A 12663-nucleotide genomic window follows, 5' to 3' on the forward strand; every position below is an offset into this window, starting at 1 on the left:
CTAAACCATCCATTTGTTCAAGGTGCGCACGTAGCGCGAACGCACGATGACGAAGTAAACCGCCTGCGCGGCGAGAAAACCGGCCGATGCGATTAGGGCTGGGCCAAGCGAATTGGCAACCCCAAAACGGTTCATGACGGGGCCCAGAACGACGACGGTCTGAACGGTAGAGACGACGATCGGCGTAAAAAACAGCAGCGCGATCTGAACCGTCGCCGATTTTCTCATTTCGCCGGCGCTTAAACCGATCTTGGAAAGCGCGCGGTACATTTGGCTGTCCGCAGCCAGCTCCGTATGAAGCTTGAAATAGAGAAAGCTTGCGGTCGATATCGAGAAAATAAGCGCGATAAACACCCCGATAAACCGGAACAGCGATGTAGCCTGCTGCAGCTGCAAGAAGCTGTGGGCCCGGGTTGAAATGAAGCTGTCCGTTTGGCGCTTATTTTGAAGCTCGTCGTGCCATTCCAGCAATTTTTTGCCGGCAATCGATTCCGGGCTGTCGAATTCGGGCAGCTTGCCCGTGTTCCACTCGGGAACCACAAAGGCGAATCGCCGCGAGCTAATTCGGTTCTCTTTCTCGGACTCGGCTTTTAACCGTTTAAACTCGTTATCTTCCAAGACAAGCAGCGTTCCGGAGCTGAACATGGAACCGAGTGATTCCGCGGTCCGTGTCTCGGTGACTTTCAAAGCCCCCGGCAGATTTTCCAGTTCGATCGTGCCCGCCGGAATCTTCTTTCCCCCCGGATCTTTCGTATAAAATACCGCGGCTTCGCCTGATTGAAGAGCTTCCATTCTAGTCAGCTCGCGATTGTAGGTATCCGCGATCATATTAAACTGGCTGACCGAGATCGGTTCGACATAATAGCGTGGCATTCCTTTAAGAGAAGCATAGAAAGTCTCCGTCTCCAACTGCTTATAAGAGACACCGGCCGCCTTAAGTATGCCGTCTATGACTTTCACTTCTTTGTCTGTGTTCTCCAAGGCGTAGGAAGTGAACCGAAACGCCGATGGATCGTTTAAATAATACGCCCGGCTCTCCTGCTCGTAGGACAAGACGAAGCCCGCACTCATACAGGAAACGGACGTCACGACCGTCACAAGAAATAACATCCTGGCGTTGTCTTTGAGCTTGTAGCTGAACTCAGACACCCACAACAGCCGCGTGCCCCGCCACACTCTCTTCCGGCTGCGCTTCACGATACGGATGACCAATACGGTAAGCTGTGAATAAAACAGGTACGTACCCGCAATCCCCGTTACTGCCGCTATAAAGATATTGCCGGGTTCCAGTTCCCCGATCTGCAGCGCCATAAGGCCTGCTGTGAGCAGAACAATACCGAGCAGACAGAGCCAGATCGACAGCTTCGGCTCTTTTTTCGGCTTTTTGCTGCCGTTCAGAAGCTCCAGAACGTTATTTTTACGGATAAAAAGCAGGGTCAGCAGGGAAATAACGAGAAACAGAAGCGCGAAGGAACCCGCGGTCAGAAGAATAGCCCGGACCGGCCAGTAAAACGGCAAATCTTCCATTCCCGTCATTTTCATACTGATGAGCAAGAACAGCTTGGACAGAAAAATCCCGCTGAAAATGCCCGTAACGATGGAGGCGGCTCCGACCAGCATGTTTTCCAGGAAAATCAACCGGTTGATCTGGCTCGAATCCGCGCCGAGAATCGTTAAAATGCCGAATTCCTTGTTTCTCGATTTGAGAAACATGCTGATGGAATACAGAACGAAGAAAAATGAAAAAACGAACACGACATAAGCGGCGGCCTGCATCCCGGCTCGGGTCATCGGTCCCATCAAGGAACGGTCGAGCTGAGGATGATAAATGAATACGGCATACGTGAAAAAAATCATCACCGTAAACGCGCTGCTCAAAAAATAGGCAAAGTAAGCCCGGCCGTTGCGCTTGACGTTGTTAAACGCGAATTGAGGAAAGTTCATTCGTATTCCCTCCCCAGAAAGACAGTGTGTCGATGATGTTCTGGAAAAACGTCTGCCTGCTGTCGCCGCGGTGAATTTCGGCGGCCAGCTTCCCGTCCTTGATAAAAACTATGCGGTGACAGTAGCTTGCCGCGAGAGGATCGTGCGTCACGAGCATAAGCGTCGTACCTTCGCGCTCGTTGATTTCCGTGAGAGACTCCATCACGACGCGGGATGCGTTGGAGTCCAGCGAGCCTGTCGGTTCGTCCGCAAGAAGCAGGACCGGCGAGGTGATGACAGCCCTCGCGATGGCCGTCCGCTGACGCTGTCCGCCGGATATCTCGTACACGCGTTTGCCGAGAATATCCGTAATGCCAAGGCGCTCGGCAACTTCCTGCAGCTTGCGCTCCATTTCGCCGAGCTTGCGGTTGTCCAGCGTCAGCGGCAGCACGATGTTTTCCGCAACCGTCAATGTGTCCAGCAGGTTGAAATCCTGAAAGACGAAGCCGAGCTGCCTGCGGCGGAACACGGCGAGGTCTTTTTTCTTCATCCGGTACGGATTTTCCCCGTTGATGTTTACTTCCCCCGAGCTCGGCCGGTCAATGGTCGACACCATGTTCAGCAGCGTCGTTTTCCCGCTTCCCGAAGGGCCCATGACTCCGACAAACTCGCCTTTCCCGATCGTTAAATGAATATCCGTCAGAGCGTGGGTCACGACTTTGCCCGGATACGTTTTATGAAGGGCTTTGACTTGCAAAATATCCATGTTTCTCACTCCTGTCCCGGAATACTCTGTCCGGTTTCTGTTCGTGAATCAGCTAGCTTACTCCTACTGTACAAAATTCCGGGCTGACCGGCTATGGATTTACCTTAACGTATCCTTACAATCGCTGTAAGACTATGTTCGCCTTTCCGTTCGGAAGTATTCGCAGGCCGCGCCCCCACGGGCAGAAAAAAGAGCGCTGCAGCTTGCAGCGCCCTGCTTGTACGGGTTGCCTCCGGTCAGATTCGTTGTCCCGGCCGGAAAAGGATCCGCACGGTCGTGCCGGCACCCGCCTCCGATTCCAGCTCGACAGCGTGTCCGAGTTTCCCGGCGATCTCTTTGACCAGGTACAGGCCCATTCCCGTCGACTCGTGGTACTGCCTGCCCCTCTGGCCCGTGTAATACGGGTTGAACACCCGTTTCAAGTCTTCGCAGGCTATCCCGATTCCCTGATCCGTAATTTCCAGCACGGTGGCGTTTCCCTGTGTGAAAGCGGCAATCGAGACGCTGTCCCCTTTTCCGGCGGAATAGTTAACGGCATTGGTCAAAATCTGACCGAGCATAAAACGCAGCCATTTCCGGTCGGTGTACACTTCCAGACTCTCGCCGATATGAAGCTTCGGGGCAATCCCTTTGCGGATGAAAAGCCGCCGGTTTTCCGCCACCGACTCGCCGACCACCCGCAGAAGGTTCGTCGTTTCCACGCGAAAATCTTCGCTGAACCGGTCCAGCCGCGAGGTGTAGAGCACCATCTCCAGCCCTTTCCGGATGCGGTCGAGTTCCTCCTGAAGGCTCTGCATATGCTCGTCTTCCAGCTCCCGGAGCGTAAGCTGCATGACCGACAGCGGGGTTTTCATCTGATGGACCCAGCGGTTCATAAACTCGATATGCCGGTCCATCTTGCTCTGATACGCATGAAGCTGCTGCTCGTACGTCCGCTCCTTCGCGCGAAGCACTTCCCGGAACGCCTCCGCGAGCGCCGAGTCCCCCGGCATCTCAAAGCTGCCGTCCGCGGCGGACGAAGGATGGTCCAGGCTGTTGTAAAGCGCACTTTGCTGCCAGTACCGGAAAAGGAGATACAGCAGAAGCACGGCGAAGCTGATCGCCATCCCGTAAAGCACGATCCCGGGCGGGCGGCCTTCCCCGCTCAGCCAATAGAGGGCGGGCACCAGCAGCATCTGGGCCAGATAAAACAGCAGCAGCGGCCTGTGGTCTTTCCAGAACAGGCTCATACGGGTCCGGGAGGCGCTGCGCCGAAGCGGTAACCGGCCCCTCTTACGGTTTCCACGGCCTGCGGGCAGCCCAGTTCCTTGAGCTTTTTGCGGACCCGTGTGATATATACGTTCAGCGTGTTGTCGTCTATAAAATGCTGGTCTTCCCACATCAGGTCCAGCAGCCGTTCCCGGCCGACGACGCGTCCCTGCTTCTCCATCAGCGCCTCCAGCAGCACCGATTCCTTCTGCGTCAGTTCGGCGGACCGGCCGTCCACGCTGACGACATACCGCTCGGGATACAGCACGAGTGAACCGCACTGCACGGTTCTTTCCTCCTGCGTCTGAGCGTACGAGCCGTAAGCTCTCCGCAGATGACTGCGGATTTTGGCCAGAACGATCTCCATATCGTAAGGTTTCGTTATATAATCATCCGCCCCGTTCTCCAGCGCCATCACCTGGTCCATCTGGCTGTCCCGGGCGGAAATAAACAGAATCGGACAGACGGAATGGGCGCGGATCTGGCGGCACCAGTAAAATCCGTCATAGCTCGGCAGATTGACGTCCAACAGGATCAGATGAGCCCCGGACGCCAGAAACGCGTCCAGAACGCGGCCGAAATCTTCCGCTTCGTCCACCTCGTATCCGTACTTGACGAGATACGAACGCAGAAGGCCGGCGATTTTCGGGTCATCTTCCACGATGAAAATTTTATACATGACAGCCTCACAACCTCTTCAGCAGTTAAATAGTGGAACAGATTTACCTTACCATGCCGCTAAAAGAGGTGCAAAGTGAGGAGACATCAATCGTGAATTATCCTGAGTCTCTTGGCCACTGCGCTCTTGTTAAAGTTGATAGCTTGTCTATGATATTCTTCGGATGTCTGATCCTTTGCGGATCAATATCAGGTCCTCTGACTGGAACGAAAAACTGCCGATCCATGATGGTACCAGCAGCTGAATATTGAGTATTCCGCTGAGTTTTAATGCAAAAAAAGCCGCCGGTTTCCCGGCGGCCTTCGCGTATCTACAGCCTCTAGCTTCGTCAGAACGGCTTCATTCCCAGCGTATCCAGCTTCTCCCCGGAGATATCGACGCCCATCCGGCTCGTAATATCCCGGTAATGGGCCGCACGGCGGGTTTCAGGCTGATTTGCTTCCAGCCCGTTAAGCACCATCGTCGTAATGCCGAAACCGGCGGGCTTCAGCCCTTTCTCGGCCAGCTCTTTCGACGGTTTCCACTTGCCGATCATGACATCGTGCGCGGACGGCTTCGGCGCCTGAGGCGTCATCCAGAACAGAATCGCCGTCATGAACCCGATTTTGCCTTCGGCCGCCACGATCTCCGGATTTTTAAGCAGAATGTTCTTGTCTCCGTAAATGATCGAGCTGAACAGGCCGTAGTTGAAGTTCCAGCTGAGCATGATCGGCCCGCGCCCGTAATAACGCTTATCCCCGAAGCCCGGGTACAGCTTGGAACTGTCGGGATCGACGAAATTGGACATATTCTGCCCCGTTCGGCCGGCGATATTTTCATTCCAGAACAACCCCCAGCGCAGCGGTCCGCCCGGAGCGGCATCCCATCCGCCGCCCGTCTCGTGGGAGAGATGGGCCAGCAGAGCGGCAAGCTCCCGCTTGCGGTTTTTCTTCGTGCCTTCTTTCAGGAAGGTGCCGTAATCCACGATCTCGGTTTCGATGATTTTGCCCCGGTTGGCTTCCGAATTGAAATCGGCCGAACGGGAGACTAACGTTTCCGTCTTCCCTTCTTTGTCCAGCCGGAAAACCTCCTGCGAATTTTTGGACCCCTTCCGCGTCCCGACCTTGTACTTGATGTTTGCCGCCTCGGTTACGGCCTGAATGAGGTTCTCGTAAGAGAAATAATCGGTCTGGCTTTCCTTGTCGTACTCCTTCCCTTTGGCGGCTTCATGCCACTGCGCCGATCCGAGCCGGTACGAGAACAGCTCCTCGTAATCCTTTTGCGGCAGTGCCGCTTTGACGGCCTCTACGGCCTTATCCGGGCTGTATTCGGGCTCGATGCCGTCCCATTCTTTGCGGATTTCCTTGGAGCTGAGCACACGGCTTTCGCCGACCTCCAGCTGGCTTCCCTGAGTCAGACGCTTATGCTTGCCGCCTTTTCTGTAAGCGTTATCATTTTCGCTTTTATGAGAAGAAAAAGAATTTCCCGCCTCAACGGCATGCGACGTTTCAGATGCTGCAAGCGCTTGCAAAGGTGACAAAAGAATGGCGCTCCCCAAAGCAAAACAGAGGGCACGATACATAAACCGGGTAGAAAGCGGATATTTCCAATGAGACATAATCATTCTCCTTTAACTATAAATATTTGTTTGCATTACTAATCTATAGGAAAATGGATATTTATGTATATAGTCTTATAATCCTATCGAAATCGGGACCTTTTAACTAAGTAACGCGTTGCACATGCAGTTGTTTACCTAATTAAAGGAGCGGGATTAGTCGAAAAAAGGCGGTTCTCTTCTAAAAGCAGACAGCAGCCGTTGACGGACGCAAAAAAACGGCAGCGGGTGCGGCCGTTTTTCATGTCGGTCTACAGTTAAATGCGGCTGTCTCGGCGGTACTGTTCGGGCGTTTTGCCCTCGTTCTTCAAAAACGACCGATAAAACTGGCTTGCGCTTGAGAAGCCCAGTCCCGCACTGATCGCGGTGATCGTTTCGGATGTGCGGATCAAAAGCCGCCGGGCTTCCTGCATTCTCAGCTTCAGAATGGTCTGGTGGGGAGTCAATCCCGTCGCCGCTTTAAAGGACCGGATAAAATGATACCGGCTTTGCAGGGCAATGGCCGACAGAGTCTCCACGGGGATCGCGGATTTGTAATGTGCCCGCATGTAGTCCCAGGCCTCTCGCAAATGGGGGTCCGCTATGGATCGGATGAGCTCCGTGTCCGCGGCATGTCCGGTCGCCGGAGGCATCCCCGCTTCGAGCATCCGGCTTACATCGTGAACAACACGGTTTTCGACGGCCCGGAGGCTCTCGTCGTTACGGGAATTGATCATCCCCGACGTCCAGACTCCGAACCTTTCGACCGCTTCGGCCGGATTTACGTCGAACCGGTTCCCGCGGCCTTCCGGTACCGGTAAGAGACTCCCGTGCAGCTTGACAATCAGCACGCTCTCCCCCGGCCCCGTCCTGAAATGGTGCTCCTCCGCGGGACGCTGGAGCAGCGCTTCTCCTTCCGCCAGGCGATACGTCATGCCGGACTGCGTAAACTCGCAGGCTCCGCGGACAGGGATCGTCATCTGGAACCAGTCGGGATGGCGGTGCGGTTCGTTCACGTACGTTTCCTCGTATTTGTACAATTCAAGACGGCCGGTGGTCATTTCCAGCTTCATGGGCCTGCACCTCCTCCGCAATAGCGAAAATTGCTTTTTTAGGACACGGATCCAGCACAATTGGTATCGACAGCGCCCGCATCTCTCTTTATGATAAATAAAAAGCTTACGGGGCATCCCCGCAATTTTACGAAAATGGAGACGGATAACCATGGATACTGCAATCATCGAGCTTAAAGACGTTACCTGGAAAACAGGCAACAAGGAACTGCTGAAGAGGGTCAGCTGGACGGTTCGGCCCCAAGAACACTGGGCGCTTCTCGGGCTGAACGGGTCCGGCAAAACGACGCTGCTCAATCTCATTAACGGCTATATCTGGCCGACCCGCGGCAGCGTTGCCGTGCTCGGGCACCGGTTCGGTGAAATCGATCTGCGGGAGCTGCGGCAGTCGATCGGCTGGGTAAGCTCTTCCCTGCAGGACAAGCTGTACGGCACGGATCAAGCCCAAAACGTCGTCATCAGCGGCAAGTACGCCACAATCGGCTTGTACGAACGTCTTACGGACGAGGATTTAACCAGAGCCGAAGCCCTTATGCGCACGATGGGCTGCCTGCATCTGTGGGACCGCGAGTTCAGGACCTGCTCTCAGGGAGAGAAGCAGAAAGTTCTCATCGCCAGAGCGTTGATGGCCGATCCGAAGCTGCTGATTCTGGATGAGCCGTGCAACGGGCTCGATCTGTTTTCGCGTGAAAAGCTGCTGGAGAGCATCCGCGAACTGACGCGGCAGGAAGAGACGCCGACCCTGATCTACGTGACCCACCACACCGAAGAAATTCTTCCGGTGTTCGGACACACGCTGCTGCTCAGGAAAGGCGAAGTCGTGCGCCAGGGCGCGACCGGCGAACTGATGAACACGGCGACGCTGAGCGAGTTTTTCGAAGCGCCTGTCCGGGTGGACAATCACGACGAGCGTTTTTACGTACGCGTGCCGTGAACGGGTTCGCCGGACCTGTAAAAGCAACCGGGCGCCGCTAGAGGCTTCTCACTCTCGTTGACAAACCGTCATGCGACAGCTTGCGTTCGTCTCAAAGAGAGGCAGCCCCGCACGCATGCGGGTGAACAGAACCGGATGCCGGTGAGCATCCGCCATAGTGCGGTGAAGGACGCGGGCTAACCGCGTCCTTCGTCCGTTCCGCGCCAGTACTGGCGTGTTCCCTCGTCCCGGACAACGACGCCGAGCTTGGCGATTTCGCGCCGCAGATCCGCCGCTTCTTCCTTCTCCTTCTTTTGCAGCGCCCGTTCGCGCGCTTTCAGGAGCGCATTGACGGGCAGGCTGACGCCAGGCATATCGGGCACCCACCTCGCGTACCGTTCTTTGTACGGGTCCCCCTCTCCCGACCAGTCGTAGCCGAAAGGCCGCAAAGCGGCGGGCAGGCTCTCCGCGGGAGCTTCGTACGTTTCCCGGGCCAATTCCCGGCCGCCGGCTCCCAGAATGACCATTTGTTTGCCGTCCATAAATACGATCCGGACCGCCTCTTTGGGAATCGTCTGCACCCGGCCGTCCTTCTTCAGCTGAATTTCTTGCTCCGAGAGGGTAACGAACACGATTTCCTTAAACGCCTGCCCCGTAAACCACAAGCCCGCAGCCGCACCCAGCAAAGCTGTAACAAGACTGACCCAGGGCCCGTGAAAAGAAGTAAGAGTTTCAATGGGACCCTGATACGGGATCCAGGGTAATTTAAGCGCCAGTCTGGCAAGGCTGGGGATAAAGTAGCCCAGAACACCTCCCAGAAGGGCCGGACCTGCAAGCAGAATAATCCGCGACGCGCTGTCGAGACCGACCGTTACCTGCTCCGGTTGTGTAGAGAAGCTTGTCATAAGACATCACCTGCTTTGCTTAAAATAAACACAAGCGGCGCAACTGTTCATACAGCCGCGAGTTTTCAGGCACGGATCATAACGCCAGTGACAGCTTCCGCCCAGACTTCTCTCACATCCGGCTTAAAGCCCATCAGCATGAAGTTGCTTAAATTGTCGATGACGAGCGCAAGCACGTAAGCCTTCGCCGAAATTTTGTCCGGAGCGACGACGCCGAGCTCCACGCCTTTTTCCATTAAAGCCGTGAAGCCCAGCAGAAAGTCTTCCTCGATGTCATACAGCCGCTGCCGATAGACGTCTTGACGGCTTACAGCCAGCAGGAATTCGTTCAAAACTCGCAGGACGCTGTATTCTTCTTCTTCCTGCGGAAGCATTTTCAACCCGTTCTCGATAAGCAGCGTCTGAAAATTTTCCTTTGTAAATTCGTCGAGCTTGAAGTAATGGGAAAATGTATAGTCCCGGAATGTTTCCTCGAAAATAAACGCAATCAACGCCTCTTTCGAAGAAAAATGATAATAGATGGCGGGCTTGGTAATCCCGACTTCGGCCGCAATCATGGCGAGACTTGTTTTATCAATGCCGTGTTCCGCAAACAGTTTGAAGGCGGCTTCGAGAATCTGCTGGTGGGTCTGATTGTTGGACATGGATTTTTCTCCCTCATAGCTAGCCTGTTCGTTTTATTTTTACTTACCGATAGGTAAAATTATAACACAACACTTTCCTCACTTAAACCCTCTTTTTGTTATGCGGCATCCTAAACAAAAAACCGCCGGATGTCCGGCGGCCTTTCCTGTTCTAATCAAGGGAGCTTTCCATTAACGCAGCAGATCCGAAAGCTCGCGGAGATAACCAACTGCTGTCTGTTCGCGTTCTTTAATGAGTTCCAACAGTGAAACCGCTTTGGCGGAAGCATCCGATTCGTTAGGATCGCCGCCCTGCGGAAACGGGAACAGCTCTCTCAGAACGGAGAAATGCTCCACCGCTTCCTTGTATTCCCGAGCCGCTTTTTGCGCGAGGACAGGAACATCCGCAGAACCCCCCGCAGTTTCTCCGGCTAGAGGCCACTGCTCCGCCGCTTCGTTCAGAAACCGGACGGCATGAATCCGCGCGTCTCTTACGACCGCAATGTTGTAGGCATTCCCATTGGGTTCGATTTCTCCTCCCCGGAAAGCTCCGATCCAGGCATCGTACGCCGCCAGCCCTTTTACCGAGCCGGTACCATCATCCCGTTCTCTACCGTCGTAATGGTCTACGATCATATTCATCGCCCGGCCGAGCCGCTGCTTGAAGGTCGCCCCGGTGGAATCGGCGAGTGCCAGCACGAAAATCTCCTCTTTCACGCTGCGCCCCAAATTTTCGTATTCCAGCGTATCTTTCTTTCCGCATTCATACGCATGAAGCAAATGCCGCTCGTCATCGTATCCGTAGATAAGCCCGAATTCGGGCAGGAACAAGTCCCAGGCCAGCACGGGTATGCCCCTGTCGAGGGAACGGTGGATCAAGTCGAGAGCTTCGGGCAGCGCCTGGTTGATGCCGCGTTTGCTCATCGCTTCTTTGCCCAGAAGTGCCGGGTCAAGAAGATTCGCATTCGTTCCGAGCGTTCCGCTCATCCCGTCCACATAAGACGATCGATAGCCGATGGTCTCCAATCCCCTGGAAAGGACATCCCCAAAGCTGTAGGCGGTCGGGCCCGCAATATGAACGCTGGACGGCACGATGTTGAGCCGGAACGCATGCCCGGTAAGCCCCATAACCATCGAATGGGACAGCGTCTCGCCCGCGGCTTTCAGCATCGCATACAGGGCATCCGCCGCCGTGGTCCAGCTCTGAGCCTCCGTGAAACTTTCATGATCCGGTACCATAACCGTTTTCATATCTCCCATATCCTTTCTCGTTCTCATATAGGAGCCAACCGTTATGCGGATTCTTTCCTGCATCACTTTTTTCCGGGAACGGCTGATAATCTGGTACACATTCTCGGAGGAGAGCTCGAACAGCCCGGCGATTTCCTGCGGAGAGAGCTGGTCAAAGAAATGCGACTCGAAAATACGCCGTTCCCGCGGCTTTAAACAGCCGATGATCCCGGTCAGTATTTCCAGCGTTTCCTTCTGCATATACGCCTCTTCCGGGGTGAGCTGCGCATCCGCTTTAACGGCGGCCGTACGGCCGAGCCGGTCCAGAATGCGATCCAGGTCGCCCCACTCCCGCGATTCTTCGCCCGGACTCTTCAACGTCGGAGCAAGCTGCGAGAAAGCGCGTTCGCGGGCGGATGTGTTTTTCAGCCGGGTGAACGCCTGATTGCGCACAATCCGGTGTACCCAGGGCAAGAATTTGTCGGCCTCGACCAGTTTGCCCAGATGCAGAAAAGCTTTCACCAGCGCATCCTGGACAATGTCCTCCGCCAGAAAAGATTCACGGGTAATCGCCCGCGCATACCCGTACATGCGGGACCGGTGCCGCCGGACCAGTTCTCCGAACGCCTCCCGCTCCCCTTCCTGTGCCCGCTGCACCAGATTGTTGTCATCCATCTGTTCCCAGTTTTTTAAATCCGTTGTGGAGTGATTCAAGATAAGCACCTCGCAAAAAAGTTGACCTGTCATACAGACTCGGGAAAGGCGCTTTTTCTGACAAAAATGACGGAAGACCGGATTTTTTTATTCGGTCTGAGCCCCGAACCTGAGTTCCCGGCTGCTTATCCGATCAGCACAGCTTAAAACTTCCGGTTCGTCAGACGGATAACCTCGGCAAGATCCGCGGGCTGCCCCGTCTGTTCCTGATAAAAACCGTTCCGGACAATGCGGTCCACGAAAAGAATGCCGTTCAAATGGTCCATCTCGTGCTGAATACAGCGCGCCAGGTAGCCTTCCCCTTCCAGCTCACTCGTGTTCCCGCTCCGGTCGAGCGTCGTAATCTTCACATATTCCGCTCTCTTCACGATTCCCGCGTAGCCCGGATAAGACAAACACGCCTCAGGGCCGGTCTGTTCTCCGCGCATATCCACGATCTCGGGGTTAATCAGCTCGATAAGGCCCTCCCCGCAGTCCATGACAATGACACGGCGCAGAATGCCCACCTGAGGAGCGGCCAATCCCGCCCTTCCTTCCTCCGCGTACAGCGTATCCGTCATATCATCCAGCAATTTGATCACTCTCGCGTTAACTTCCGAAACGGGCTTCGCTTCTTTCCTTAGCATGGGATCTCCGAAAGGAAGGATCGTTTTCACGGCCATGGGCTTCATCTCCTTCTGAATACTGCCTGTTTATGCGCCTTTTCTGCCGGACGGCTTGTGGACCCACAAATCTCCCGGCGTACAATCGAGCGCGGTACACAAGGCGTCAAGCGTGTCCGCTTTCATCTGCCTGGGCGATTCATTCAGAAGGGCAGAAATTGAAGGAGCCGACAAGTCGTAACCGGCCTTTTCTTTCAGAAGGCGCGCAAGCGCCGCACCGGTCCACAGCCCTCTTTCCGCCATGATTTTCCGTAACATCCAGATCAGCAGAACACTCACCCCCAGCATGTATTAGGCAACGCCTTAATTATTTAGGTATTACCTAATATATCATATGCAGGTTTCCCTGAG

General features: G+C 54.8%; 12 protein-coding genes. 1 reads left to right on the top strand and 11 read right to left on the bottom strand.

Features of this window, described 5'->3' with window-relative positions; all coding sequences use genetic code 11:
• The 6 genes from AC2TF6_RS15350 to AC2TF6_RS15375 all read right to left on the bottom strand — a co-directional run bounded on the left by AC2TF6_RS15350 (position 1) and on the right by AC2TF6_RS15375 (position 7265).
• On the bottom strand, positions 1 to 1944 hold the full coding sequence (locus tag AC2TF6_RS15350) for an FtsX-like permease family protein (RefSeq protein WP_491307484.1): 1944 nt from the start codon (positions 1942 to 1944) through the stop codon (positions 1 to 3).
• Complete coding sequence (locus AC2TF6_RS15355) at positions 1919 to 2689, bottom strand: ABC transporter ATP-binding protein (protein WP_491307485.1); 771 nt, start codon at positions 2687 to 2689, stop codon at positions 1919 to 1921. Before AC2TF6_RS15355 ends, AC2TF6_RS15350 begins: the two co-directional genes overlap by 26 nt.
• A 236-nt stretch (positions 2690 to 2925) precedes the next feature.
• Positions 2926 to 3918: a sensor histidine kinase gene (locus AC2TF6_RS15360; protein WP_491307486.1), complete on the bottom strand. Its 993-nt coding sequence runs from the start codon at positions 3916 to 3918 to the stop codon at positions 2926 to 2928.
• Positions 3915 to 4616, bottom strand: coding sequence for a response regulator transcription factor (locus AC2TF6_RS15365; protein ID WP_369996266.1), 702 nt, complete (start codon positions 4614 to 4616; stop codon positions 3915 to 3917). The genes AC2TF6_RS15360 and AC2TF6_RS15365 overlap by 4 nt, the downstream gene beginning before the upstream one ends.
• A 328-nt stretch (positions 4617 to 4944) precedes the next feature.
• On the bottom strand, positions 4945 to 6213 hold the full coding sequence (locus AC2TF6_RS15370) for a chitinase (protein WP_491307487.1): 1269 nt from the start codon (positions 6211 to 6213) through the stop codon (positions 4945 to 4947).
• Between the two features lie 257 nt (positions 6214 to 6470).
• Positions 6471 to 7265, bottom strand: coding sequence for a helix-turn-helix domain-containing protein (locus AC2TF6_RS15375; protein ID WP_491307488.1), 795 nt, complete (start codon positions 7263 to 7265; stop codon positions 6471 to 6473).
• A 151-nt stretch (positions 7266 to 7416) separates the two neighbouring features.
• Between AC2TF6_RS15375 and AC2TF6_RS15380 the strand changes: the two genes are divergently transcribed.
• Positions 7417 to 8199, top strand: coding sequence for an ABC transporter ATP-binding protein (locus AC2TF6_RS15380; RefSeq protein WP_491307489.1), 783 nt, complete (start codon positions 7417 to 7419; stop codon positions 8197 to 8199).
• A gap of 176 nt (positions 8200 to 8375) precedes the next feature.
• Here the strand turns inward: AC2TF6_RS15380 and AC2TF6_RS15385 are convergent, their stop codons facing one another.
• The 5 genes from AC2TF6_RS15385 to AC2TF6_RS15405 all read right to left on the bottom strand — a co-directional run bounded on the left by AC2TF6_RS15385 (position 8376) and on the right by AC2TF6_RS15405 (position 12582).
• Positions 8376 to 9083, bottom strand: a complete 708-nt coding sequence (locus AC2TF6_RS15385) for a YqeB family protein (RefSeq protein WP_491307490.1) — start codon at positions 9081 to 9083, stop codon at positions 8376 to 8378.
• A 65-nt stretch (positions 9084 to 9148) separates the two neighbouring features.
• Positions 9149 to 9727: a TetR/AcrR family transcriptional regulator gene (locus AC2TF6_RS15390; protein ID WP_491307491.1), complete on the bottom strand. Its 579-nt coding sequence runs from the start codon at positions 9725 to 9727 to the stop codon at positions 9149 to 9151.
• 171 nt (positions 9728 to 9898) lie between these two features.
• Complete coding sequence (locus tag AC2TF6_RS15395; RefSeq protein ID WP_491307492.1) at positions 9899 to 11683, bottom strand: RNA polymerase sigma factor; 1785 nt, start codon at positions 11681 to 11683, stop codon at positions 9899 to 9901.
• Between the two features lie 110 nt (positions 11684 to 11793).
• Positions 11794 to 12312, bottom strand: a complete 519-nt coding sequence (def, locus tag AC2TF6_RS15400) for a peptide deformylase (RefSeq protein ID WP_491307493.1) — start codon at positions 12310 to 12312, stop codon at positions 11794 to 11796.
• Between the two features lie 30 nt (positions 12313 to 12342).
• A complete protein-coding gene (locus AC2TF6_RS15405) occupies positions 12343 to 12582 on the bottom strand; it encodes a helix-turn-helix domain-containing protein (protein ID WP_491311666.1) in 240 nt (79 codons plus the stop codon).
• Between the last annotated feature and the right edge of the window lie 81 nt (positions 12583 to 12663).

Source organism: Paenibacillus sp. JNUCC 35 (genome assembly GCF_058269095.1).